Here is a 23,592-nt window from a genome sequence, read left to right on the forward strand (position 1 = left end):
GCCGGCGGCGGGCACGGGACGATGGGGGTAGACGAAAGGACCGGCATGACCACAGGCCAGCACGACTCAGGCGGCACCCGCGGCCTCGCCGCGGTCATGCACACCGCCTTCTTCCTCCTGCTCGGCGCCTCCGTCGCCCGCTTCCTGCTCCGCCACCCCGGCGAGCCCCGCACCCCCTGGGTGATCGCCCTCAGCATCGCCCTGGCCCTGCTCTACGTCCTCGGCCCCGCCCTCGGCGCCCGCCCCACCGCCCGCCGCCTGTTCTGGCTCGGCCTGGTCGTGGCCACCTGGGTGGTCCTCGTCCTCCTCGCCCCCAGCTTCGCCTGGTGCGCCGTCCCCCTCTTCTACACCGCCCTGCGCACCCTCCCGCCCCGCGCAGCGATCGCCCTCGTCGCCCTGCTCACCGTGTTCGTCGTATCCGCCCAGCTCCAGCTGGCCCGCCAGTTCGACCCGAACCTCCTGCTCGCCCCGCCGGCCGTCGCCGCCCTCGCCACCGCCGTCTTCGTCCACATGGAACGGCAGGCCACCGCCCAGCGCGCCCTGATCGACGATCTGATCCGCACCCGCCGCGAGCTCGCCGCCACCGAGCGCCGCGAAGGCACCCTCGCCGAACGGCAGCGGCTGTCGATGGAGATCCACGACACCCTGGCCCAGCACCTGTCCAGCCAGCAGATGCTGCTGCAGGCCGCCGACCGTACCTGGGACGCCGATCCGGCGACCGCCCGTGCCCATGTCCGGACCGCCACCGAGATCGCCGCCCGCGGCCTGGCCGAGGCCCGGCGGCTCGTCCACGACCTCGCCCCCCGCGAGCTCGACAACGGCGCCCAGCTGCCGGAAGCGCTCCGCGCACTGGACGCCGGCCCCGGCATCACCGTCCGGTTCCATCTCGAAGGCACCCCGGTACCGCTCCCGGACCGCACCCAGTCGGCCCTGCTCCGCATCGCCCAGGGCGCGCTGGCCAACGTACGGGAGCACTCCGGCGCCCGGGCCGCCGCGCTGACCCTGAGCTTCCTCGGCGACCAGGTGGTGCTGGACATCGCCGACGACGGCCACGGCTTCGCCGAAGCCGAAGCCCGGCACCCCCGCGCCGAGGACCGCGGCCACGGCCTGCCCGCCATCCGCGCCCGCGTACGCCGGCTGGGTGGCACCCTGACCATCGAATCCGCCCCCGGCGAGGGCACGGTCCTCTCCGCCGCACTGCCCCTGGAGCCCTCCCCATGACGACCACGATCCTGCTGTGCGACGACCATGTGGTGGTCCGGGCCGGTCTGCTGGCGCTGCTGGGCAGCGAGCCCGACATCGAGGTGCTGGGCGAGGCCGGCAGCGGCGAGGAGGCGGTGGCCCTGGCCGCCAGACTCCACCCCGACGTGGTCCTCATGGACCTCCAGCTCGGGGACGGCATCGACGGGGTGGAGGCCACCCGCCGGATCACCGCGCTGCCGGGCCGCCCCCCGCACGTCCTGGTCCTCACCACGTACGACACGGACGCCGACATCACCCGGGCCATCGGGGCCGGCGCCACCGGCTACCTGCTGAAGGCCGAACGGCCGGAGGAGCTGTTCGCCGCCATCCACTCGGCCGCACAGGGCCGCACCACCCTGTCCCCGCCGGTGGCCAGCCGGGTGATGGCCCATATGCGCGGCTCCCGGCCGACCCTGACGGAACGTGAGCTGGACATCCTGGGGCAGCTCGCACACGGGCTGGGCAACCGGGAGATCGCCCGCGCCCTGTTCATCAGCGAGGCCACCGTCAAGACCCACCTGGGCCGGATCTACGACAAGCTCGGTGTGGACACCCGCGCGGGTGCGGTGGCGGTGGCGAAGGAGCAGCGCCTCCTGCCGTGAGCCAAGCGCCCGGGCTCCGGCCCCGGCCCCGGCGTGACACCATCGGATACGTGCTCGACATCGGCTACTCCCTCTCCCGGCGCTTCCCGGACCCCCCGCAGACCGACTACCGGTCCGCGGACGTCCACGCGCTGCGCCACGACCTGTTCTGCGGGGACGTCTACCTCGCCGACACCAAGGAGGACCGGGAAGTATCCACAGCCTGGGGATGGGTGCCCGTCCTCGACTTCGCCTGGGCGCTGTGCGACATCGTCGAACAGCTCGACCAGGACCCGCGCGGCAGCCGCTCCGCAAACCGGCAGTACGCCGAGCTCGACTTCACCGAGTCCACGGACCGCATGCTCTTCGAGCGGCGCTTCGGCTGGGTGGACATCGAGGCGGACTGGATGCCGGCGGAGGAGGCCCCGCTGACCTTCAGCCACCGCCTGCTCCGCCGCGAGGCCCGGGACTTCCTGCACGACCTGATCGCGGACCTGGCCGACATGCACGAGGGCCTGGCCGACAACCCCGCCATCTGGACCCTCCAGTCCCGCTTCCCCCGCGTCCCGGCCTAGCCTGGCCCTGGCCCTGGCCCTGGGCCTACGCCTCCACCCGGATGCCCAGGTGCGCCGCGAAGGCCGGGGCCAGGTCCAGCAGCTGCGCCGGGCTGATCACCGCTCCGGCCAGCCGGTCCAGGCCGCGGGCGATGTCCAGTTCGGCCGCCGCCCGCAGGTCCACGTCCGTCAGCCGGGCCCGGCTGAAGTCCGCCCGGCGGATGGTGCAGTCGACGAACTCGACCCGCTCCAGCACCGCCTCCCCGAAGTCCGGCTCCACCAGCACCACGCCCTCGAACACCACGTCCTTGAGCCGCGCCGCCCGCAGGTTCAGGTAGTCGATCTTCCCGCCCCGTACGAGGACCCGCTCCAGCACCGCCCCGTGCAGCTGGACCCCGCCCAGCCGGGCCTCGGACAGCTCCACATCCCGCAGCGACGCCTCCGCCAGATCCGTCCCGACCCCGCGCAGCCCCTCCAGTACGCAATCCAGGATCCGCGCCCTGACCAGGCGTGTCTCGTCCAGACCGCAGCCGGTCAGCCGGCAGTCCAGGAACCGGGCCCCGTCGCCGCGCTGCCCGCCCAGGTCCAGCCCGTCGAACTCCAGGCCGTCGTAGTCGCCGTCCGGCTCCAGCCCGCCGCCGTGCGCCGACAGGCCGGGCAGCCGCACCTCGGGCCGCCGGGCCGGCTTCACGCGTGCCACGCTCAACACCTCCCCAACAGCAGCTCGGCCACCGCAAGCTGCTCCTCGTCCAGCTCGTACTCCACCTCACCGGCGCCGCCGTCCCCGTCCCCGCCGCCGCCGTCGCCGTCGCCGTCGTCCTCGGCGTCCTCGATGTCCCAGAGGCAGTTCTGCAGCACCCTCCCGAGCGTCCACCCCCGGGCCCGCTCCCGGTCCAGCCCCAGCACCTCGGTCATCAGGTCGAAGCGCCACCGCACCTCGCCGTACTCGAACCGGTTCCGGATGGCCGGCATCAGATCGAACCCGGGATCACCGGCCAGCGGCTTCGGATCGATCGCCAGCCACGGCTCCCGCCCGCCGGCCAGCACATTGTCGAAGTGCAGGTCCCAGTGCAGCAGCCGGTCCCCCGGCTCGCCCGCCACCTCCCGCAGGGCCGCCGCACAGTCGAGCAGCAGCCCCCGCTCCCGTCCGCCGGGCAGCTTCTCCACCGCCTCCGGTGCGGCGGCCAGCAGCTCCGCGGCCATGTCCCCCAGCCCGCGCATTCCCGGCGGCGCCGGCACCGCCGTCAGCCGGGCCAGCAGCTCCGCGATCACCTGCACCGCCCGCCGCGGGTCCGCCGCGGCGACCGCCGACAGGTGCCGGTGCTCGTCCAGCCGCTCCAGCAGCAGCGTCCCGGTCGCCTCGTCGTGCTCCAGCAGCCGCACACAGCCCCGCCCGCCCCAGGCACGCAGCGCGGCCGGCTCCCCGGCCGTCTCCTCGTCCACCGGCTGCAGTTTCAGCGCGGCCGGGGTGCCGTCGGACCGGTCCACGGGCAGCACCAGCGCAGCCACCCCGTGCATCGCCGGCCCGGACGGGCGCAGCTCCCACCGGTCCAGGAACTCCGCCGCCCGCCCGGGCAGCGCCTCGATGAAGGCCCGCCCCTCCGCACCGTTGAACAGCAGCTGGGCCTCGACAAACGCATCCGGAATCTCGACCATGATCCGAGGCTAGTGCCGTGACACACCCCCGCGGACGTACGCGCGGACGCACCCGCGCGACGGCGCACTAGGCGACGCCGACGCCGGCGCCCTTGAGCGTCTCGGTGAAAGCCCCGGCGTCGAACATCGCACCGTCCCGCGCCCCGGCCGGTTTCCCGTCCACCAGCACCAACGGGGTACCCTGCGCCCCGGTCTCCTCGAAGCCCTTCTCGGCCTGCCCCACCCACTCCCGGTACGCCAGGTCCGCAACCGCCTTGTCGAAGGCCGCGCCGCGCAGCCCCGGCACCCGGTCGGCAATGGCCAGCAGATGCTCGTCGGTGAACTTCCCCTTCGGCTGACTGGCGAACACGGCCGCCAGGTACTCCGCGAACCTGCCCTGCTCCACCGAGGCGCGCAGCGCATTGACCGCCTTCACCGAACCGCTCGCCCCGCCCTGGTCCAGGAAGGAGGCCAGTACGTACTCGACCTTCACCTTGCCGGCGCCCGCCAGCTTCGCCAGCACCTCGCCGCCGGCCGCCTCGAAGTGCGCGCAGTAGCCGCACCGCGGGTCCACCAGCACCTGCGCGGTGTGCGGCGCGTCCGGCTGCCCGACCACGATCTTCGACCCGTCCACCCGCGCCGGAAGCTTCGCCAGTTCCGCGGCGATCGGGCTGGTCTTCACGGTCCCCGGACCGGCCTCGGCGCCCTCACCGGCACCGCCGCCCCCGGCACACCCGGCCACCGCCCCGCCCAGCAGGGCCGCCGCCGCGACCGCCGCCACCAGGCGCCCTGCCCTCCGTACACCCACCATCAACCCGAATCCTCCCGGACAATATAAAAAGCAGACAAACCTGCCCGGGTCAGACTAATCAATCACCCCACCCTCCCGCCTCGGCCATCCGGCCGACCCACCCGCACCCCACCCGCGCTACGCCCACACCCTGGACACACGTACGGAACGCGGTGTACCAACTCCCCCATGACGAGCAAGACGATCAACGGCGGCATCTCCTTCTGGTACGCGGCGGACGGCATCCCGGCACCCCGGGCACCCCTCACCGCCGACGCGACCGCCGACGTCGTCATCGTCGGCGGCGGCTACACCGGCCTCTGGACCGCCTACTACCTCAAGCAGGCCGCGCCCTTCCTCCGCATCACCGTCCTCGAACAGAAGTTCTGCGGATACGGAGCCTCCGGACGCAACGGCGGCTGGCTCTACAACGGAATCGCCGGCCGCGACCGCTACGCCCGGCTCCACGGCCAGGACGCCGCCCAGCGCCTCCAGCAGGCCATGAACGACACCGTCACCGAGGTCATCGACACCGCCGCCAAAGAAGGCATCGACGCCGACATCCACCACGGCGGCGTCCTCGAAGTCGCCCGCACCCCCGCCCAGCTCACCCGCCTCAAGGCCTTCCACGAGGCCGAGACCGCCTTCGGTGAAACCGGCCGCATCCTCCTCGACGCCACCGACACCCGCGCCCGTATCAACATCGCCGACGCCGTCGGCTCCTCCTGGAGCCCCCACGGCGCCCGCATCCACCCCGCAAAACTCGTCACCGGCCTCGCCGAAGCCTGCGAACGCCTCGGCGTCACCATCCACGAATCCACCCCGGTCACCGAGATCGCCCCGAAGCGCGCCACCACCCCCTACGGCACCGTCCGCGCCCCCTACATCCTGCGCTGCACCGAAGGATTCACCGCCGCACTCAAAGGCCAGAAGCGCGCCTGGCTCCCCATGAACTCCTCGATGATCGTCACCGCCCCGCTCCCGCAGGAGACCTGGGACCGGCTCGGCTGGACCGACCGCGCCACCCTCGGCGACATGGCCCACGCCTACATGTACGCCCAGCGCACCGCCGACGACCGCATCGCCCTCGGCGGACGCGGCATCCCCTACCGCTTCGGCTCCCGCACCGACAACGACGGCCGCACCCAGCCCGCCACCATCGCCGCCCTCACCGCACTCCTCACCGAGTTCTTCCCCCAGCTCACCGGCGTCGACATCAGCCACGCCTGGTCAGGCGTCCTCGGCGTACCCCGCGACTGGTGCGCCACCGTCACCCTCGACCGCACCACCGGCCTCGGCTGGGCCGGCGGCTACGTCGGCTCCGGCGTCGCCACCGCCAACCTCGCCGCCCGCACCCTCCGCGACCTCGTCCAGCAGGACTCCGGACAAGCCGGCCCCACCGAACTCACCACCCTCCCCTGGGTCAACCACCGCGTCCGCCGCTGGGAACCCGAACCCTTCCGCTGGCTCGGCGTCCACACCCTCTACGCCGCCTACCGCGAAGCCGACCGACGCGAAGCAGCCACCCACACCCCCGACACCACCCCGCTCGCCCGCCTCGCCGACCGCATCTCCGGCCGCCACTGACCCCTCCAAGGCCCGACAGCTACACGAAGCTCCCCCGGCACCGCTCCGCCCACCCGCGGAACGTGCCCGGAGCCCGGCCCGTCACCTCCGCCACCGTCGGCAGCACCGACGCCGCCGCCCCGTCCGCCCGCCGCCGGGCCGCTGCCAGCAACGCCTGCGCCACCGGCTCCGGCAACTTCCGCCGCCAGCCCGCCAGCGCCTGCTCCTCCGACAACTCCTCGAACCGCAGCGGACGCCCCAGCACCGCCGCCAGCTCCGCCGTCTGCTGCCGGGCCGACAACGCGACCGGACCCGTCAGCCCGTACACCCTGCCCGCATGCGCCGCCGGATCCCGCACCGCGGCCACCGCCACCTCCGCCACATCCCGCGGATCCACCGCAGCCGTCGCCGCATCCCCGCCCAGCGCCCGCACCACGCCCTCGGCACGCACCCCGGCCGCCCAGCCCAGCGCGTTCGACATCGGCGACCGCAGACGCAGCACCGTCCACAACAGACCCGAAGCCCGCAACCGCTCCTCGGCCTCCCGGTTCCACCGGGCCACCAGATCATCCGCACCGGGATCGGCCACCCCCAGCCAGGACACCTTCACCACATGCCCCACCCCCGCCGCCCGGGCCGCAGCCACAATGTTCTCGTCATCCGCCGGCCGCAGCGGATTGTTCGTCACCGCGAACACCGCCCCCGCACCCTCGAACGCCCGCCGCAGCCCCTCCGGCTCCCGGTAATCCCCCACCAGCACCCGGCCCGGCAGCCCCAACGCCGCCGCCCGCCCCGCATCCCGTACCAACAACCGCCCGGCCGACCCCAGCCCGTGCGCCACATACCGGCCCACCGCACCCGTCGCCCCGGTCACCACCACCGGCTTCACAGCCGACGCCCCCGCTCCTCCCCGAACTGCAACGCCTCGATCGCCCGCGGCACCGCCACCGCCGGCAGCACCAGCCGCCACGTCTCCTCCACCCGCTGCGGCAGATCCTCCCGGCCCGTCTCCATATGCGAATGCATCTGCGCACCCGTACACGCATTGACGATCAGCCGCGCCAACGCCTCCACATCCACCGACCTGCGCAGCTCACGCCGCTTCACCGCCAGCCGGAAATCATCCGTCAGCAGAGCCGTCCACTGCCGGTGCGAGTTCTCCTCCCGCGCAATGAAATGGTCCTGCTCCATCACCAGCCGCGCCCCCGCAAACAGCAACGCATCCGTCAACAGCTGATACGCCCACGTCAGCGTCACATCCACCGCATGCTGCAACCCCTCCGAAGGCAACGGCGGACTCACCAAGTCCGGTTGAGACCGCACGATCTCCCGCGCCAACGCCTCCTTGGAAGGGAAGTGGAAATACATCGCCCCCAACGTCATCCCGGCCCGCTCGGCAATCCTCGTCACGCTCGCGCCGGCAAAACCCTGCTCGCCGAAGACCTCCGCACCCGCCTGGATCAGCGCCGCCCTCGTCCGCAACGCGCGGTCCTGCTTGACGGTCCGCTGCACCATCCCGGTCCACACTCTTTCGTCGTTCGACAGGAAAAAAAATATTGCCTATGTTCTCTCACACATCTCGATCCCGACCGTGCCCGATTCGGAACCCGAGACCAGCCGCCGGGGGGAAGCCGAACGCCATGACCAGCACCACTGCAACCCTGACCGACCCCAAGCAGTATGTCGGTAAGAAGCACCAGGACGAGGTCCTCGTCATCGGCTGGCAGCACCACACCGCCACCACCCAGACCGTCACGGTCCAATGGCCCGCCCACCACGCCTTCTACACCCCGGCCCCCGGCGCCCACAGCCCACTGCTGCTCACCGAGAGCATCCGCCAGGCCCTCGCGCTCGTCTGCCACACCTCGTACGACATACCCGTCGGCCACCGCATGGGCTGGGAACACATCCGCTTCCACGCCAACCCCGCCGCCCTGCGCACCACCGGCGCCCCGGTCCGGGCCGACCTCCGCGTCACCCACTCCGCCGTCACCCGCCGCCGCCTGGGCTCGGCCCGCCTGACCGCCCACGTCATCGCCTCCATCGGCAACACGTACGCCGGCTCCGCCGAAATCCACTACAGCGCGCACCCCGCCGTGATCTACGACCGCCTCCGCGGCCGGTACGCCGACGCCGCCCAGGCCTTCGCCCAGGCCCCCGCCCCCGCCGAACCCGTCCCCGCACACCGGGTCGGCCGCAGCGACCCCCGCGATGTCACCCTCACCCCCACCGGCGCCCCGAACCGCTTCGGGCTCCGCGTGGACACCAGCCACCCGGTCCTCTTCGACCACCCGCACGACCACGTGCCGGGCATGGTCCTCCTCGAAGCCGCCGGCCAGGCCGTCCTCGCCACGGCAGGCACCGCCGTGACGCTCACCGGCTTCGAAACGGACTTCCACCACTACGTCGAATTCGACGCACCCTGCACCCTCACCACCGCCCCCGCCCCGCCGGGCCTGGACCACCGCCCCCGCACCCGGGTCACGGCACACCAGAACAACCGGCAGGTCTTCACCACCCTGATCGCCACGGTGCCGGCCGCCACGGTGCCGGCCGCCACCGGGGCAGTCGCCACCGATACGGCCGGCACCGATACGACCGGTACCGGGACGGCCGGCACCGGAACAGCCGCCGACGAGGCAGCGGCTCCCACTCCCTAGCGGACGATGTCGAGGTTCGCCATCATCCCCATCGCCGAGTGGTCGATCAGGTGGCAGTGGTAGTAGTACCGCCCGGCATACGGCGTCCTGAACGACACCAGGATCCGCACCGTCTGACCGGGCATCACCCGCACCGTGTCCTTCAGACCCGCCTCACCCGGCACCGGCGGCACACCGTTGATGTCCAGCACCCGGAAGTCCACCAGGTGGATGTGGAAGTTGTGCGGAACCTGCGGATCCAGGTTCTTGATCTCCCAGATCTCCGTGTCACCCCACCGCACCGTGGTGTCGACCCGGTTCTCGTCCCACACCTTCCCGTTCATATAGCCCGTACCGGCCGCGTCCATCTTCATCTCGAAGGTCCGCGTGTTCACCGGCTCCTCGGTCGCCGGCAGCTGCGCCAGCCGGGCCGGCACCGAACTGAAGTCGGGCACCTTGCGGCCCACGTCGAACCGCATGATCTCCTTCGTCGTCGGAGACGCGAGCAGCGTGTTCTCCAGCACCACACTGGTGCCCGCCGCATAGCGGGAGAAGTCGACGATGATGTCCGCCCGCTCGCCCGGTGACAACGGCAGCCGCGACGTCGTGTACGGAGCGGGCAGCAGACCCCGGTCGGAGGCTATCTGCACAAACTCCCCGCCGTCCGACAGCTTCAGATCGAACGGCCGCAGGTTCGACCCGTTGATCACCCGCAGCCGGTACTTGCGGGCGTCCACCTTGAAGTACGGCTGGGGCTTGCCGTTCACCAGGATCTGCTGCCGGGTGAAGAACGCGTGGTCAAAGAAGAGCGTGCCGTCCTCGTTGAGCGCGATGTCCCGGATCACGATCGGCACGTCGTACGCACCCCGCGGCAGCGGCAGCGACTCCTCGTTGGCATCGGTCAGCTGGTAGACCCCGGCCATCCCCCGGTAGACGTGCTCGGCCTCCTTGTGGTGGGCGTGGTCGTGGTACCAGAGCGTCGCCGCCACCTGCGGGTTGAGATAGGTGTACTTGCGGTCGGCACCCGTCGCGATCAGATCCATCGGCCCGCCGTCGTTCTCCGGGTCCGTCACCGCACCGTGCAGGTGCATGGACGTCCCGTTCGGCGTGTGGTTGCGCTGGCTGACGACCGTACGGCGACGGGACCGCGCCTTGATGGTCGGCCCGGGGAAGGTACCGCCGTAGGTCAGCACGGGGGTGGAGAGGCCGGGCAGGATCTCCACCGACGCCTCCTTGACCGGCAGGCTGTAGTAGTCCGTGGTGCCGCTCATCCACTGGGGGCGCAGCACCCGCGGAACCGGCATCGCCACCTGGAACGGCGTGGCCACGGGCGCGCGCCCGACGGTCGCCGCCGCAGGCACCGCGGCACCGCGGTCATCGGCCACCGAGGTCCGGTGGACGAGCAGGCCGCTGGCGGTGAGCGCGCCTCCGGTGGCCACTGCGAGCTTGAGCAGCTCACGCCGCGAGGTGGACATGCCGGTCTCCTTCGTGGAAGGGGGTGGAGACGATTCACGCTAGGCGCCCCACCGACAGACCGGTGTCCGGTAACTGACAAGAACTGTCAGATCTCCGCCAAGGACTGTCCCCTTCCGCCAGAACCCCACCCCCACCGCCCCACACGAAAAGGCCCCGGGTGATCACCCGGGGCCTTCCACTTCCGTACGAATTCCCTCGGCCTGCACTGCGCTGACCTGGGATGGAGCCGCCTGTCGGAATCGAACCGACGACCTTCCCATTACAAGTGGGGAGCTCTACCAGCTGAGCTAAGGCGGCCTGAAACCCGCCCGTGAACCCTCACGCGCGGAGCCGCCATCACTCTACACAGCGGCCGATTCCCGAGGCCATCACGTTCCGCCGACGACCGTAACCGTTCATCCGCCTGTTCGTTGAACGGACTGATGTGCCGTTCCGAAGATCGGATCGGAGGGGAGGAGCGATGGAGCGCGTCACCGGTGAGGAAGCCAAGCGGATCAAGCGCGAGGCACTCGGAGTGGGCGACCGCGTCAAACACCACGCCCGCACGGCGACCCCGCTCAAGAGTTTGACCAGGACAGCAGGGGCTCAGCAGCGGGTCTACCGCTTCCGCTTCTATCCGACCCCCGACCAGGAAGCTCAGCTCCTCCAGACGTTCGGGGCCTGCCGGTGGGTCTACAACGAGGGCCTCGCCCTCCGGGTGAAGGCCTGGGAGCAGCACCGGGTGTCGTTGGGCTTCGCCGAGACCTGTCGGTCGCTGACCGGCTGGAAGCGGGTGAAGAAGACGGCGTGGTTGCGGGAGGTGTCGGCGCCGGTGTTGCAGCAGTCGCTGCGGCATCTGGACGCGGCGTTCTCCCGGTTCTTCAGGGGGTCGGCCACGTATCCGAAGCCGAAGACGAAGCGCCGTTCGCGGGATTCGGCGACGTACGTGCGGACGGCGTTCCGGTGGGTCGAGGATCCGGAGCGGCCTGGGACGGCGAGTGTGTCGTTGGCGAAGCAGTCGGCTCCGCTGGATGTGCGGTGGTCGCGGGCGCTCCCGCCGGGTGAGCTGCCGGTGAAGCTCACGGTGGTGCGGGACCGGGCGGGGCGTTTCTTCCTGTCGGTGCTGGTGGAGGAGCGGGTGGCTGCGCTTCCGGAGGTGTTCGTCGCGGGCACGCGGGCGCCGAAGGCGGTGGGCCTGGATCTCGGTCTGGCGTCGTTGGTGACGCTGGACGACGGGGAGAAGCTGGCTCATCCCCGGTTGTTGAAGAAGTACGAGAAGAAGTTGGCCGGGCTGCAGCGGGAGCTGCATCGGAAGCGGAGGGGTTCGAAGAACCGGGAGAAGGTGCGGGAGAAGATCGCCCGGCTGTACGCGTCGATCGGTGATGTCCGGCGGGATCTGCTGGATCAGTTCACGACCCGCCTCGTGCGCGAGAACCAAGTGCTCGTGGTGGAGGATCTGTCGATCGCCGGTCTGATGCGGCCGGCCGTGGGCAAGGGCTGGCGCCGTAAGGCGCGGCTGAACCAGGCGATCCGGGATGCCGGGTGGGGTGAGTTGCTGAAGCAACTGCACTACAAGTGCGCGTGGTACGGCCGGACGCTGGTGATCGTGAACAAGTTCTTCCCCTCGACCAGACGGTGCTCTGCCTGTCATGTGAAGGGCCCTCGCCTCGACGTGTCCGTTCGGGAGTGGACCTGCGCCGAGTGTGGTGTCGTACACGATCGCGATGAGAATGCGGCGGTGAACCTGAGGAACGAGGGCATGCGCCTGTACTGGCTGGCGGCGATGAGGACGCCTCCGGGCCAGGCGCCGCCGAGTGTGATCAAGGCGTCGGAGCTGGTGGATCATTCGCTGGTTGCTTAGTCGTGAGCAGTACGGACCGACGGGCCGTCGGCCGCAATGCCTGTGGAGCTCATGTCAGACCGTCCGGATGCGTCCTTCAGGGTCGCGACCGGTCGGCAGTGGGCGCTGAAGCAGGAAGCCAGGTCAAAAAGTCGGTGCTCTGGCTTGGTGTGGTCAAAAGGCAACCGCTCTGCCGCGGGAACCATCGCGGCAGAACTCACTCACCCTCGGGTGCTGACAGAACCGCCGGCTACGGGTAGCGTCGGGCGGAAGTCCGTTTTTTGGACTAGACCAACACTCTCCTTCCACTCGGATCGTCCGGCACGTTCCTGCCGGTAGAAGGGATGCATCACCATGGCTTCTGTCACGTTCGACAAGGCGACCCGCCTCTACCCCGGCGGCGACAAGCCCGCCGTCGACCAGCTCGACCTGCAGATCGAGGACGGCGAGTTCCTCGTCCTTGTCGGCCCGTCCGGCTGTGGCAAGTCCACCTCGCTCCGGATGCTCGCCGGGCTCGAGGACGTCAACGGCGGGTCCATCCGCATCGGTGACCGCGATGTCACGCACCTGCCGCCCAAGGACCGGGACATCGCGATGGTGTTCCAGAACTACGCGCTGTACCCGCACATGACCGTCGCCGACAACATGGGCTTCGCGCTCAAGATCGCCGGTGTGGACAAGGCCACCATCCGCCGCAAGGTGGAGGACGCGGCGAAGATGCTGGACCTCACCCAGTACCTGGACCGGAAGCCGAAGGCGCTCTCCGGTGGTCAGCGTCAGCGGGTGGCGATGGGGCGGGCGATCGTCCGCAAGCCCCAGGTGTTCCTCATGGACGAGCCGCTGTCGAACCTCGACGCCAAGCTCCGGGTGTCCACCCGTACCCAGATCGCGGCCCTCCAGCGGGACCTCGCCATCACCACCGTGTACGTCACCCACGACCAGGTCGAGGCCATGACCATGGGCGACCGGGTGGCCGTGCTGAAGGACGGCCTGCTGCAGCAGGTCGACACCCCGCGCAACATGTACGACCGGCCGGCGAACCTGTTCGTCGCCGGGTTCATCGGCTCGCCCGCCATGAACCTCGTGGAGGTTCCGATCACCGACGGCGGGGTGAAGTTCGGCGACAGCGTGGTGCCGGTGTCCCGTGAGGCCCTGTCGGCGGCGGCCGACGCCGGAGACCGCACCGTCACCGTGGGCGTCCGCCCCGAGCACTTCGACATCGGCGACGAGGGCGGTCTGAGCATCACCGTGAACGTCGTCGAGGAGCTCGGCGCCGACGGCTACGTGTACGGCACCGCGCACGTCGGGGACACGTCCCAGGACCTGGTGGTCCGGGTGCACGGCCGGCAGGTTCCGGAGAAGGGTTCGACCCTGCACGTGGTGCCGCGCGGCGGGGAGATCCACGTGTTCTCCACCTCCAGCGGCGAGCGCCTCTCCGACTGACGGGACCCTTCCGGGACGGTCCGTCCGCCGGACGGACCGTCCCGGTGGCCGCCCCCGCGCGCCGGCCGCAGCGTGGGGGGCATGGCCTTCGCTCTGCGCGGTGTGCCCGGGCTGCGCGGTCTGCACGATCTGCGCGGCCCCGCCGCCGTCGCCCTCGCGTACACGCTGGTCCAGCTGGTCCTCGTCGTCCCCGGCACCGGTCTCGGCTGGGACGAGACCGTGTACGTCAGCCAGGTCAGCCCGGATGTGCCGGCCGCGTTCTTCAGCGCGCCGCGGGCCCGGGGGATCACCTATCTGGTGGCGCCGGCCGTCCTGCTGAGCTCCGATCCGGCCGTTCTGCGCAGCTATCTGGCGGTGCTGTCCGGGGCCGCGCTGTTCCTGTCCCTGGCCGTGTGGCGGCCGTTGCTGCCGGCCCGGGTGCTGACGGTGGCGGGTGCGCTGTTCGCCGGGCTGTGGGTGACGGTGCTGTACGGGCCGCAGGCGATGCCGAACCTGTGGGTGGCGTACGGGGTGCTGATCGCGGTCGGGTGTTTTCTGCGGGCCGCAGCGTCAACCTCGGCCGCCGGGTCGCGGGGGGCGCTCGCCGGTCTGGCGGCTGCGGTGTGCGGAGTGGCCCTGATGCGGCCTCCGGATGCCGTGTGGCTGGTGTTCGCGCTGGGGGCCTCGGCCCTGGTGGTACGCCGCTGGCGGCGGCCGGCGCTGCTGGTGGTGCTGGCGGCGGGCGCGCTGCTCGGGGCGGCCGAGTGGCTGGTGGAGGCCGAGCTGCGGTACGGGGGTGTGGTGCCGCGGTTGCGCCGGGCCAGTGAGATCCAGGGGCATCTGGGCTGGTATCCGGGGGCGCTGCTCGATCAGTTGCACGCGCTGGACGGCCGTACGCTGTGCCGGCCGTGCGGGCCGGAGTGGCGGTGGCCGGCGACCGGGCTGTGGTGGTTCCTGGTGCCGCTCGCGGTGGCGGCCGGTCTGGTGGTGGCGGTGCGCCGGGCGGCTCCGGCTGCCCGGGAGGCACTGCTGCTGGCGGCGGTCACGGGTGGCGTGCTCGCCGTCCCGTATCTGTTCCTGATCGGGTATGCGGCGCCGCGGTTCCTGTTGCCCGCGTATGTCCTGCTGGCGCTGCCGGCGGCGGCCGGGGTGTCGGCGCTGGCGGCCCGGGGGCCGGTTCTGCTGGGTGCGGTGGCGTGTGTGGCGCTGGGGCATGTGGCCGTGCAGTACTCCGTGCTGGATGCGGCGGTGGAGCGGAGCCGGGCCACGCGTGCGGCGTTTGCGCGGGTGGCGGAGCAGTTGCGGGCGGAGGGGGTCCGTCCGCCGTGTGTGGTCAGTGGGCACGAGGCGGTCCGGGTGGCGTATCGGCTGGGATGTTCCTCGCGGCAGGTGGGTGGGCATGATCACAGCCTGACGGGCGGGGCGTTGCGGGCGGCGGCGCGGGAGCGGCCGGTGGTGGTGCTGGTGGCGGAGGGGCATCCGGTGCCGGCGTATGCGGGTGACTGGCGGCGGCTGCCGTTGCAGCCGCTGCCGGGTCTGTCGGCGTTTCGGGCGCATCTCGCGCCGATGCCGTCCTTTTCGAGCACCGTGCGTCAACACGACATTCGAAAGACCACGTCGAACCGTCCCTCAAGTGGGTGACTAAATGTCGCCATATCTTCACCGAGCGCTACTCTCGCCCTCGTGACCCACACTGCCCGCCGTATCGGCCGTTCCCTCGCCCTGGTCCTGCCCGTCGTTCTGGTCCTGTCCGGGACCCTCGCGGTCACCATGGTGCCCTGGGCGGACACCAGCCCGTCCCAGATCCTGACCGCCTCCTCCACCGAGCAGGTGTCCGTTCCCGCGAAGCAGCGCGCGGCGCAGGACGTGCTGCGCGACAAGCTCCTCGGTGAGCTTCAGGAGGGCAAGGCGCCGGGCGACGTCCTGACCCACCTCCAGCAGGAGGTGAACAAGCGTCCTTCGCTGGCCGTGCACTGCGTGGGGATCGCGGAGGCCCTGGGCCGTGCCGCCGTCCGTGCGTACGGTCCGACGAAGGCGCAGTCGTACGCCCGCCCGGTCTGCGACACCTCGTACGCGACCGGTGTGGCCTCCGTCGGCTAGTCACGTCGCTTCCGTCGGCTTGTTCCGGGGCGACCGCCCCGGGGCGGCCCTGCCTGCATAGGCTGCCGTCATGACGGAACCTTCCGACGGCCCGCAGGCCGCGCAGGACGCCACGAGCGCACGCGCCACCGCCCCCTCCACCGATTCCGCAGCCGCGTTCCCGGCCGCGCCCACCCAGGCTGTCGTCCTGGCGGGCGGCCAGGGTTCGCGGCTGCGTCCGTATACGGACGACCGGCCCAAGCCGATGGTGGAGATCCCGGGGACGGGCATCCCGATCATCGGGCATCAGCTGGCCTGGCTGGCTTCGGAGGGGGTCACGGATGCGGTGGTGTCCTGTGGTCATCTGGCGGAGGTGCTGCAGGACTGGCTGGAGCATGCGGACCTGCCGCTGCGGGTGACGACGGTGGTGGAGAAGGAGCCGTTGGGCCGGGGTGGCGGGCTGAAGTTCGCGGCGGCCCGGCTGCCGCGCCCGGACGCGGCCTGGTACGCGACCAACGGGGATGTCTGGACGCGGTTCTCGCTGCGCGAGATGGCCGCTTTCCACGAGGAGCGGGCCGCGACGGCGACGCTGGCGCTGGCGCGTCCGCGGATTCCGTGGGGCGTGGTGGAGACGAACGAGTTCGGGCAGGTCCTGGACTTCATCGAGGCGCCGCCGTCGCCTTATCTGATCAACGCCGGGGTGTACGTGTTCTCCGGTGAATTCGCCTCGCTGCTGCCGGATTTGGGCGATCACGAGCGGACCACTTTCCCGCGTCTGGCGCGTGAGCGCCGGCTGGCGGGCTTCCCGCTGCCCCAGGGGGCCTACTGGCGGGCGATCGACACGGCGAAGGACCTGACCGAGGCGGCGAAGGAGTTGGCGGCGCAGAGCGCCCGCTGAGGCCCTTCCCGTCGGCTTGGACGGAAACGGGCAGGCACATCAAACGGGCCGGGGCCCGGTGCGCTGGTTGCGCACCGGGCCCCGGCCCGTGTGTGTTGCCTGCCGTTGCCGGCGGTGGGGGTCAGCCGCCGAGGAGGCCGCCCACCAGCCCGGGCTGGCGGGACGGGGGCTCCGAGTCGCCGCCACCGCCGCTGCCGCTGCCGCGGCTTCCGGAGGAAGAGGAGGAGGGCGGCTGCTGGGGGGACGACTGGCGGGGGCTCTGGCTGCGCGGGGACTGCTTGCCGGTGGTGCCGCGGGTCGCGGTCGGCGATTCGGCGCCGGAGCCGCTGCCGCTGCCGGTTCCGGCGGTGGCCCGGGAGGTCGCCCCCGGGGTGGTACGGGAGGACTTGGCGGGCTGTGAGGGCTTGGCCGAGGGAGTGGCCTGCCGGGGCGCCTGCCGGGCCGGACTGCCGGTGCGGCTGGGTTCCTGCGGGAGCGGGGAGCCGGGCAGGTAGTTGGTGGGGGCTTCGCCGGGGCCGGGCACGGTGACCACGGTGCTGGAGCGGACGGCGCCGCCGAGCAGCGAGCCGATGAGCAGGGTGAGGCCGACGACCACGGTGGCCATGACGGTTCCGCGGCGCAGGACCCGGCGGCGCAGCTGCCAGATCTCGGAGCGCGGGCCGAGGGTGCGCCAGGCTTCGCCGGCGAGGCGGGCGTCGAGGGAGTAGACCGGGGCGCCGGCGATGATCAGCGGGCTCCAGGCGGCGAGGTAGATGATGTCGGGGGCGTCGTAGGCGGGGACGGTCTTCCAGCTGACGGTCATCAGCAGGGCGGCCGACAGGAGTGCGCCGAAGCAGGCCGCGAACCGCTGCCAGAGGCCGAAGACGGTCAGTACGCCGACGATGACCTGGAGGAAGGCGACGCTCAGGCCGGCGCCGACGGGGTGGGCGAGGGCGAAGTCCCGCAGCGGTTCGGCCAGGGCCCAGGGGTGCAGGGTGTGCAGCCAGGTGACCATGGAGCCGCGTTCGCCGCCGTCGAAGTAGACGGGGTCGCAGAGCTTGCCCATGCCTGCGTAGATGCAGATGAAGCCGAGGAAGACGCGCAGCGGGAGCAGTACGACGCCGAGATTCATCCGGCGGTCGGGGTAGTAGGAGGCGTGGCCGGGGCGGGCTTCGGTCCGGTCCCGGCGGATCTCGGTGACCGGCTCGTCGGGGCCGGCGGGTCCGTACGGCCCGTGCCCGCCGGGCTGCCCGGTCCGGCCGGGGTGGGGTGGCTGCGGTGGTACGGCGGCCATGGGGCGGGTCCGGTCGGCGTCGGCGTGGCTGCGCTGGCCGATGACGGTCGGGGTGGGGAGGGTGTCCTCGGCAAGGTCCCGGTCCAGGTCGATGCGGGGGATGACCTGGGTGGCGCCGCCGTCGAAGTCCTCGTGGCCGCGGCCGGCTTCGCGTACGGCCTGGAGGAGGCCGCCGGTGGCGGCTGCGGCGTCGCCGCCGGGACCGGATTTGCCGCTCCAGACGACGGGGGCGCGGCGGCGTGTTGCTCCGGCGGCGGCCACCGCGGCGCCGCTGAGGGCGGGGACTCGGGCCGGACCGCCGGGGGCGGACGCGGGCCTGGGACGCGCGCCCGGGCTCGGTGCGAGCCGCACGCGGAAGCTGGCGTGGTTGACGATGACCTGTGCGGGATCGCACGGCACCTTGACCATGCTCAGCGCGGGCTGGTCGTCGAACGGCGTTCTTGTGTCCACACTCATCTAACCGAGTGATCAATGTTTAGGACACTGCCTTGACAGCAGGGAACTGTCCGAGACCCGTCAAGCGGCGCTTTCCGGCCACCTCGCCCGTGGTGGGCGGGGTGGCCGGGGCGGTCGGGACGGCCGGTGGTCAGGCGCGGCGGCGGGCCGCCTCGTAGAGGACCACTCCGGCGGCGACACCGGCGTTCAGCGACTCGGCACCGCCCGGCATCGGGATGCGGACCAGGAAGTCGCAGGTCTCGCCGACCAGGCGGCCCAGGCCCTTGCCTTCGGAGCCGACCACGATGACGACCGGGCCGCCGAGCGCCTCCAGGTCCTGTACCTCGTGCTCGCCTTCGGCGGCGAGGCCGACGACGGTGATGCCGGCCTTCTTGTAGTCCTGGAGGGCGCGGGTCAGGTTGGTGACGCGGGCGACCGGGGTGCGGGCGGCGGTGCCGGCCGAGGTCTTCCATGCGCCGGCCGTCATTCCGGCGGCGCGGCGCTCGGGGATGACCACGCCGTGGCCGCCGAAGGCGGAGACGGAGCGGACGATGGCGCCCAGGTTGCGCGGGTCGGTGACCCCGTCGAGGGCGACGATCAGCGGGTCCTGGCCCTCGTCGTAGGCCTCGGCGGTGAGGTCCTCGGGGTGCGCGTACTCGTACGGCGGGACCTGGAGGACGAGGCCCTGGTGGTTGAGGCCGTTCGTCATCCGGTCGAGCTCGGGGCGCGGCGCCTCCATCAGGTTGATGTTGCCGCGCTGGGAGGCGAGCTGGAGGGCTTCGCGGACCCGCTCGTCGTTGTCGATGAACTGCTGGACGTACAGGGTGGTGGCGGGCACGCCGTCGCGGAGGGCCTCGAAGACCGGGTTGCGGCCGACCACCATCTCGCTGGTGCCCTTGGGGCCGCCGCGGCGGGGAGCGGGACGGCGCTTGGCGGCCTGCCGGGCCATGGCGTTGGAGACGCGGAACGCCTTGTGGCCCTTGCGGTCCTCGGCCTTGGGCGTGGGGCCCTTGCCTTCCAGGCCCTTGCGCCGCTGGCCACCGCTGCCGACCGTCGCGCCCTTCTTGTTGGACGTGCGGCGGTTCCTGCGCTGGCTGTTCCCGGCCATGACCTCTACCTGTTTTCGTTGGTGCTGCGATATGTACGTATGAAGAGTGTGCCGCCCGGAGTGCCGGGCGGCCACCAAACTCGGTCGCCGGGGCTCAGCGGGGGCCGAGCGTCCAGCGCGGTCCCGTGGGGCTGTCCTCGATGGCCAGGCCGGACTGCTGCAGCCGGTCGCGGATCGCGTCGGCCGTGGCCCAGTCCTTGCGGGCGCGGGCGGACTCGCGCTGTTCCAGGACCAGCCGGACGAGTGCGTCGACCGCGCCGTGCAGCTCTTCGCCACGGTCGGTCTCGCCGGCCCAGTGCGGGTCGAGCGGGTCCAGGCCGAGGACACCGAGCATGGCGCGGACCTCGGAGAGCCGTGCGATGGCGGCGTCCTTGTCGTCCGCCGCCAGGGCGCTGTTGCCCTGCCGGACCGTGGTGTGGACGATCGCGAGGGCCTGGGGGACGCCCAGGTCGTCGTCCATCGCCTCGGCGAAGGCGGGCGGGACCTCGGCGGCGGGTTCGACGGCCTTGCCGGCCATTTCGGTGACGCGCTCGGCGAAGCCCTCGATACGGGCGAAGGCCGACTCGGCCTCGCGCAGGGCCTCCTCGCTGTACTCGATCATCGACCGGTAGTGCGGGGTGCCGAGGTAGTAGCGGAGGACGATGGGGCGCCAGGTCTTGACCATCTCGGAGACCAGCACCGAGTTGCCGAGGGACTTGGACATCTTCTCGCCGGACATGGTGACCCAGGCGTTGTGCACCCAGTACGAGGCGAACTCGTCGCCGAAGGCCTTGGCCTGGGCGATCTCGTTCTCGTGGTGCGGGAAGATCAGGTCCAGGCCGCCGCCGTGGATGTCGAAGGCCTCGCCCAGGTACTTGTGCGCCATGGCGGAGCACTCCAGGTGCCAGCCGGGGCGGCCCCGGCCCCAGGGGGTCTCCCAGGAGGGCTCGCCGGGCTTGGCCGACTTCCACATGGCGAAGTCGCGGGGGTCGCGCTTGCCGGTCTCGCCGGAGCTCTCCGGCTGGCGGATGTTGTCGAGCTCCTGGCGGGAGAGCGAGAGGTAGTCGGCGTACGAGGTCACGTCGAAGTAGACGTTGCCCTCGGACTCGTAGGCGTGGCCGCGCTCGATGAGGCCGCGCATCATCTCGACCATCTCGGTGACATGGCCGGTGGCGCGGGGCTCGTAGGTGGGCGGGAGGCAGCCGAGCGCGTCGTAGCCGGAGTTGAAGGCGCGCTCGTTCTCGTATCCGATGGACCACCACGGACGGCCCTGGTCGGCCGACTTGGTGATGATCTTGTCGTCGATGTCGGTGACGTTCCGGATGAAGGTGACGTCGAAGCCGCGGTAGGCGAACCAGCGGCGCATGATGTCGAAGTTCAGGCCGGAGCGGATGTGCCCGATGTGCGGGGCCGCCTGGACGGTGGCACCACAGAGGTAGATCGAGACACAGCCCGGCACGAGCGGGGTGAAATCGCGGATCTGCCGGGCGTTGGTGTCGTACAGGCGAATAGTCACGGCATCAAGGGTAGTGCTCCCGGGGCAGTGCCCTGCGACCCCTGTGGATACCCGGCCGAGGTGTGTCAGGGCGGGCGTACCGGGCGGGCAGGACACTGCCGGGGCTCAGGCGGTGGCGGTCCGGTAGACCAGGGCGGTGGCGATCGCGGCGAGGCCCTCGGCGCGGCCGGTGAGGCCGAGGCCGTCGGTGGTGGTGCCGGAGACGGAGACCGGGGCGCCGGCCGCCTCGGACAGTGCTTTCTGGGCCTCGTCGCGACGCTTGCCGATCTTCGGGCGTACGCCGATGACCTGCACGGACACATTGCCGATGGTGAAGCCTTCGGCGCGGACGATCCGGGCGGCCTCGGCCAGCAGGGTGACCCCGGAGGCGCCGGACCACTCGGGGCGGGAGGTGCCGAAGTGCGCGCCGAGGTCGCCGACACCGGCGGCGGAGAACAGGGCGTCGCAGGCGGCGTGGGCGGCGACGTCACCGTCGGAGTGCCCGGCCAGACCGTGCGTCTCCCCTTCCCACAGCAGGCCGGCGCACCACAGTTCGCGGCCTTCCTCGAAGGCGTGCACATCGGTGCCGATGCCGACGAGGGGGATGACGGGCTCAGTAGGCATCGGTGGCCCTCCTGCGGGCGAGTACGGCCTCGGCGAGGACCAGGTCGAGCGGGCGGGTGACTTTGAAGGCCTCTTCGTGGCCGGGTACCAGGACGACGGGGACGCCGAGCTTTTCCACCATTCCGGCGTCGTCGGTGGCGCCCTCGCCGTTGACGGCGATGGTGTCGTGGGCCTTGACCAGGGTGGCCCGGTCGAAGCCCTGCGGGGTCTGGACGGCGCGCAGCCGGGCCCGCTCGGGGGTGGCGACGACCGGCTCGGGGGCGCCGGGCGGGCCGGGCTCGACCTCCTTGACGGTGTCGGAGAGCGGCATGGCGGGCACCACGGCGGGGGCGCCGTCCCGGATGGCCTCGACCACGGCGTCCACGGTGTCCACGGGGACCAGCGGGCGGGCCGCGTCGTGGATGAGGACGGCGGTGACATCGGCGGGGAGGGCGTCCAGGCCGGCCCGGACGGATTCCTGGCGGGTGTCCCCGCCGGGCACGACCAGGATGTCGGTGCGGTCGGGCAGGGCGTGCTCGTCGAGCAGGTTCCTGACCTCGGCGGCGCCGTCGGACGGCGCGACGACGACCACGAGGGAGACCGCGCGGGAGCGGGCCATCGCGCGGACGGCGTGGATCAGCATCGGGGTGCCGCCGAGCGAGCGCAGGGCTTTGGGTGCGCCCGGGCCCAGCCGGACGCCACGGCCCGCGGCGGGAATCACGGCAGCGGTGCGCTGCGTGGGGCTTGCGGGTCGCGCGGGGCGCGGTTCGTCGTACATCTGCCAGCTCCGGTCGGCTCCGTTACTCGGCCAGGTTTGTGACTTCGGCCGACATGGGTATGGCCTGAAGCGTGCCGGGTGCGATGCCCTCGCCCCTTCCGTGACGACCGGTCGAGCCGGCTGCCCGGACCCGGCACGCCAAAGGGTATGGGTATGCCCATAGACATGCCGCAGCGCCCGGCAACAGGCCTCTCAAAGAAATTGAGAGGCACGGTCATCGGGCACCGCGGCACACTGTGTGAGACGGTCCGTCTCTCGCGTCAGGACGCGAGGACCTCGTCGAGGAGGGCCTCAGCCTTGTCCTCGTTGGTGTTCTCTGCGAGCGCCAGCTCGCTCACCAGGATCTGCCGTGCCTTCGCGAGCATGCGCTTCTCACCCGCGGACAGTCCGCGCTCGCGCTCACGACGCCACAGGTCGCGCACCACTTCGGCGACCTTGATGACATCGCCAGAAGCGAGCTTCTCCAGATTTGCCTTGTAGCGACGGGACCAGTTCGTCGGCTCCTCGGCGTACGGTGCACGAAGCACCTCGAAGACCCGGTCCAGCCCGTCCTGCCCGACCACATCGCGAACGCCGACGAACTCCGCATTGTCCGCAGGCACACGAACCGTCAGGTCGCCCTGGGCGACCTTGAGCACCAAGTAGGTCTTGTCCACGCCTTTGATCTGGCGAGTTTCGATGGCCTCGATCAGCGCGGCCCCGTGATGGGGATAGACCACGGTGTCGCCAACCTTGAACGTCATGTGACAGGTACCCCTTCCGTGGCTATCCAGGGTAACACGAGAACGGACTGTTATGAATGGCGTTTTCGCAGGTCAGGGCCTATCTCGGGGCTTGACAACAGCGGCGGGGACGTGCTGCGAAGGGCTTGCGGAAGGGGGTATTCGCAGGTCGGAGCCGCTGTGGGGACGGGCCGAATCGACCACGTTACACCTGGAGGAAGGCCCGCACGACGTGATGTACGTCCCGTTTTGCCGGGTTCGAACTCGCGAAGCCGAACTACGCCGTTCGATGCGCCGGAGCGCCCATCGAGCGGGTTCCGGCCCAATCCGGAATTGATCACGGCGGAATCCCGGAAATTGATCACGGACGTTAATCCGGGTGTGTGCACGGCACGGTTTGAACGGACCGCGGAATACAAGATCGCGGCGGGCCCGGCGGGCGGCCCGGGGCGCCCCCGGAGGGTCGGGTGCGGGGGCAGGGCGGGGGCTCGGTAACCT

Annotated in this window: 22 protein-coding genes and 1 tRNA gene; 10 read left to right on the forward strand and 13 right to left on the reverse strand. The window is 71.4% G+C overall.

The genetic code is table 11. From position 1 onward, the window contains the following. Window positions 1-45 precede the first annotated feature (45 nt). The 3 genes from DEJ50_RS14880 to DEJ50_RS14890 are packed head-to-tail and all read left to right on the forward strand — an operon-like array spanning window position 46 to window position 2,398. Entirely contained in the window at window positions 46-1,221 is a 1,176-nt protein-coding gene (locus tag DEJ50_RS14880; protein WP_223837763.1) for a sensor histidine kinase, read from the forward strand. Further along, window positions 1,218-1,844, forward strand: a complete 627-nt coding sequence (locus DEJ50_RS14885; protein ID WP_150208504.1) for a response regulator — start codon at window positions 1,218-1,220, stop codon at window positions 1,842-1,844. The genes DEJ50_RS14880 and DEJ50_RS14885 overlap by 4 nt, the downstream gene beginning before the upstream one ends. A 50-nt stretch (window positions 1,845-1,894) precedes the next feature. Beyond that, window positions 1,895-2,398, forward strand: a complete 504-nt coding sequence (locus DEJ50_RS14890; protein WP_150212144.1) for a hypothetical protein — start codon at window positions 1,895-1,897, stop codon at window positions 2,396-2,398. 25 nt (window positions 2,399-2,423) lie between these two features. On the opposite strand, the gene DEJ50_RS14895 is transcribed toward DEJ50_RS14890, so the two are convergent. The 3 genes from DEJ50_RS14895 to DEJ50_RS14905 form a co-directional block, all read right to left on the reverse strand. Further along, complete coding sequence (locus DEJ50_RS14895) at window positions 2,424-3,083, reverse strand: pentapeptide repeat-containing protein (protein WP_411757607.1); 660 nt, start codon at window positions 3,081-3,083, stop codon at window positions 2,424-2,426. Continuing rightward, window positions 3,080-4,033 (reverse strand): aminoglycoside phosphotransferase family protein, encoded by a 954-nt coding sequence (locus DEJ50_RS14900; RefSeq protein ID WP_150208505.1) that lies wholly within the window; start codon window positions 4,031-4,033, stop codon window positions 3,080-3,082. The genes DEJ50_RS14895 and DEJ50_RS14900 overlap by 4 nt, the downstream gene beginning before the upstream one ends. 67 nt (window positions 4,034-4,100) lie before the next feature. Next, complete coding sequence (locus DEJ50_RS14905; protein ID WP_223837764.1) at window positions 4,101-4,823, reverse strand: DsbA family protein; 723 nt, start codon at window positions 4,821-4,823, stop codon at window positions 4,101-4,103. Window positions 4,824-4,991: 168 nt separating this feature from the next. Here DEJ50_RS14905 and DEJ50_RS14910 point away from each other — a divergent pair, with 168 nt between their 5' ends. After that, window positions 4,992-6,389 carry an NAD(P)/FAD-dependent oxidoreductase gene (locus tag DEJ50_RS14910; protein ID WP_150208506.1) on the forward strand — a complete coding sequence of 466 codons (1,398 nt, stop codon included), beginning with the start codon at window positions 4,992-4,994 and terminating at the stop codon, window positions 6,387-6,389. 19 nt (window positions 6,390-6,408) lie between these two features. Here the strand turns inward: DEJ50_RS14910 and DEJ50_RS14915 are convergent, their stop codons facing one another. Together DEJ50_RS14915 and DEJ50_RS14920 are read right to left on the reverse strand one after the other, a co-directional pair. Then, window positions 6,409-7,257, reverse strand: coding sequence for an NAD(P)H-binding protein (locus tag DEJ50_RS14915; protein ID WP_150208507.1), 849 nt, complete (start codon window positions 7,255-7,257; stop codon window positions 6,409-6,411). Then, window positions 7,254-7,883, reverse strand: coding sequence for a ScbR family autoregulator-binding transcription factor (locus DEJ50_RS14920; RefSeq protein WP_190344499.1), 630 nt, complete (start codon window positions 7,881-7,883; stop codon window positions 7,254-7,256). The genes DEJ50_RS14915 and DEJ50_RS14920 overlap by 4 nt, the downstream gene beginning before the upstream one ends. Window positions 7,884-8,008: 125 nt before the next feature. Between DEJ50_RS14920 and DEJ50_RS14925 the strand changes: the two genes are divergently transcribed. Then, window positions 8,009-9,028, forward strand: coding sequence for a ScbA/BarX family gamma-butyrolactone biosynthesis protein (locus tag DEJ50_RS14925; protein ID WP_150208508.1), 1,020 nt, complete (start codon window positions 8,009-8,011; stop codon window positions 9,026-9,028). On the opposite strand, the gene DEJ50_RS14930 is transcribed toward DEJ50_RS14925, so the two are convergent. Both DEJ50_RS14930 and DEJ50_RS14935 read right to left on the reverse strand, forming a co-directional pair. Beyond that, window positions 9,025-10,482 carry a multicopper oxidase family protein gene (locus DEJ50_RS14930; RefSeq protein WP_150208509.1) on the reverse strand — a complete coding sequence of 486 codons (1,458 nt, stop codon included), beginning with the start codon at window positions 10,480-10,482 and terminating at the stop codon, window positions 9,025-9,027. The two genes, DEJ50_RS14925 and DEJ50_RS14930, sit on opposite strands and share 4 nt — an antisense overlap. A gap of 222 nt (window positions 10,483-10,704) precedes the next feature. Next, a tRNA-Thr gene (locus DEJ50_RS14935) sits at window positions 10,705-10,780 on the reverse strand. A 163-nt stretch (window positions 10,781-10,943) separates the two neighbouring features. On the opposite strand from DEJ50_RS14935, the gene DEJ50_RS14940 reads away from it, so the two are divergent. The 5 genes from DEJ50_RS14940 (at window position 10,944) to DEJ50_RS14960 (ending at window position 16,701) form a co-directional block, all read left to right on the forward strand. Then, complete coding sequence (locus tag DEJ50_RS14940; protein ID WP_150208510.1) at window positions 10,944-12,323, forward strand: RNA-guided endonuclease InsQ/TnpB family protein; 1,380 nt, start codon at window positions 10,944-10,946, stop codon at window positions 12,321-12,323. 333 nt (window positions 12,324-12,656) lie between these two features. Then, window positions 12,657-13,745, forward strand: coding sequence for an ABC transporter ATP-binding protein (locus tag DEJ50_RS14945; protein WP_150208511.1), 1,089 nt, complete (start codon window positions 12,657-12,659; stop codon window positions 13,743-13,745). An 81-nt stretch (window positions 13,746-13,826) separates the two neighbouring features. Further along, window positions 13,827-15,365 (forward strand): hypothetical protein, encoded by a 1,539-nt coding sequence (locus DEJ50_RS35230; protein WP_150208512.1) that lies wholly within the window; start codon window positions 13,827-13,829, stop codon window positions 15,363-15,365. A 42-nt stretch (window positions 15,366-15,407) separates the two neighbouring features. Beyond that, complete coding sequence (locus DEJ50_RS14955; RefSeq protein WP_190344501.1) at window positions 15,408-15,824, forward strand: hypothetical protein; 417 nt, start codon at window positions 15,408-15,410, stop codon at window positions 15,822-15,824. A 70-nt stretch (window positions 15,825-15,894) separates the two neighbouring features. Beyond that, the gene (locus DEJ50_RS14960; protein WP_223837765.1) at window positions 15,895-16,701 is read left to right on the forward strand and encodes an NDP-sugar synthase; all 807 of its coding nucleotides are present in this window, start codon (window positions 15,895-15,897) and stop codon (window positions 16,699-16,701) included. Between the two features lie 121 nt (window positions 16,702-16,822). On the opposite strand, the gene DEJ50_RS14965 is transcribed toward DEJ50_RS14960, so the two are convergent. From DEJ50_RS14965 to DEJ50_RS14990, 6 genes are all read right to left on the reverse strand, one after another. Beyond that, window positions 16,823-18,430, reverse strand: coding sequence for a DoxX family protein (locus DEJ50_RS14965; RefSeq protein WP_150208514.1), 1,608 nt, complete (start codon window positions 18,428-18,430; stop codon window positions 16,823-16,825). 130 nt (window positions 18,431-18,560) lie between these two features. Continuing rightward, window positions 18,561-19,517 (reverse strand): 23S rRNA (guanosine(2251)-2'-O)-methyltransferase RlmB, encoded by a 957-nt coding sequence (gene rlmB / locus DEJ50_RS14970; protein ID WP_150208515.1) that lies wholly within the window; start codon window positions 19,515-19,517, stop codon window positions 18,561-18,563. Between the two features lie 94 nt (window positions 19,518-19,611). Then, window positions 19,612-21,012, reverse strand: coding sequence for a cysteine--tRNA ligase (gene cysS, locus DEJ50_RS14975; protein ID WP_150208516.1), 1,401 nt, complete (start codon window positions 21,010-21,012; stop codon window positions 19,612-19,614). Between the two features lie 105 nt (window positions 21,013-21,117). Further along, a complete protein-coding gene (ispF, locus tag DEJ50_RS14980) occupies window positions 21,118-21,615 on the reverse strand; it encodes a 2-C-methyl-D-erythritol 2,4-cyclodiphosphate synthase (protein WP_150208517.1) in 498 nt (165 codons plus the stop codon). After that, the gene (ispD, locus tag DEJ50_RS14985; protein WP_150208518.1) at window positions 21,605-22,372 is read right to left on the reverse strand and encodes a 2-C-methyl-D-erythritol 4-phosphate cytidylyltransferase; all 768 of its coding nucleotides are present in this window, start codon (window positions 22,370-22,372) and stop codon (window positions 21,605-21,607) included. Before ispD ends, ispF begins: the two co-directional genes overlap by 11 nt. A 260-nt stretch (window positions 22,373-22,632) precedes the next feature. After that, window positions 22,633-23,115 (reverse strand): CarD family transcriptional regulator, encoded by a 483-nt coding sequence (locus DEJ50_RS14990; RefSeq protein WP_003953493.1) that lies wholly within the window; start codon window positions 23,113-23,115, stop codon window positions 22,633-22,635. Window positions 23,116-23,592 lie beyond the last annotated feature (477 nt).

The sequence above is a fragment of the Streptomyces venezuelae genome (assembly GCF_008642295.1).
GTDB lineage: Bacteria > Actinomycetota > Actinomycetes > Streptomycetales > Streptomycetaceae > Streptomyces > Streptomyces venezuelae_C.

Coding starts and splice junctions, on each gene's coding strand:
- DEJ50_RS14880 (WP_223837763.1), top strand. CDS start 46: ATGACCACAGGCCAGCACGACTCAGGCGGCACCCGCGGCCTCGCCGCG.
- DEJ50_RS14885 (WP_150208504.1), top strand. CDS start 1,218: ATGACGACCACGATCCTGCTGTGCGACGACCATGTGGTGGTCCGGGCC.
- DEJ50_RS14900 (WP_150208505.1), bottom strand. CDS start 4,033: ATGGTCGAGATTCCGGATGCGTTTGTCGAGGCCCAGCTGCTGTTCAAC.
- DEJ50_RS14905 (WP_223837764.1), bottom strand. CDS start 4,823: ATGGTGGGTGTACGGAGGGCAGGGCGCCTGGTGGCGGCGGTCGCGGCG.
- DEJ50_RS14910 (WP_150208506.1), top strand. CDS start 4,992: ATGACGAGCAAGACGATCAACGGCGGCATCTCCTTCTGGTACGCGGCG.
- DEJ50_RS14920 (WP_190344499.1), bottom strand. CDS start 7,883: ATGGTGCAGCGGACCGTCAAGCAGGACCGCGCGTTGCGGACGAGGGCG.
- DEJ50_RS14925 (WP_150208508.1), top strand. CDS start 8,009: ATGACCAGCACCACTGCAACCCTGACCGACCCCAAGCAGTATGTCGGT.
- DEJ50_RS14930 (WP_150208509.1), bottom strand. CDS start 10,482: ATGTCCACCTCGCGGCGTGAGCTGCTCAAGCTCGCAGTGGCCACCGGA.
- DEJ50_RS14940 (WP_150208510.1), top strand. CDS start 10,944: ATGGAGCGCGTCACCGGTGAGGAAGCCAAGCGGATCAAGCGCGAGGCA.
- DEJ50_RS14945 (WP_150208511.1), top strand. CDS start 12,657: ATGGCTTCTGTCACGTTCGACAAGGCGACCCGCCTCTACCCCGGCGGC.
- DEJ50_RS35230 (WP_150208512.1), top strand. CDS start 13,827: ATGGCCTTCGCTCTGCGCGGTGTGCCCGGGCTGCGCGGTCTGCACGAT.
- DEJ50_RS14960 (WP_223837765.1), top strand. CDS start 15,895: ATGACGGAACCTTCCGACGGCCCGCAGGCCGCGCAGGACGCCACGAGC.
- DEJ50_RS14965 (WP_150208514.1), bottom strand. CDS start 18,430: ATGAGTGTGGACACAAGAACGCCGTTCGACGACCAGCCCGCGCTGAGC.
- rlmB (WP_150208515.1), bottom strand. CDS start 19,517: ATGGCCGGGAACAGCCAGCGCAGGAACCGCCGCACGTCCAACAAGAAG.
- ispF (WP_150208517.1), bottom strand. CDS start 21,615: ATGCCTACTGAGCCCGTCATCCCCCTCGTCGGCATCGGCACCGATGTG.
- ispD (WP_150208518.1), bottom strand. CDS start 22,372: ATGTACGACGAACCGCGCCCCGCGCGACCCGCAAGCCCCACGCAGCGC.
- DEJ50_RS14990 (WP_003953493.1), bottom strand. CDS start 23,115: ATGACGTTCAAGGTTGGCGACACCGTGGTCTATCCCCATCACGGGGCC.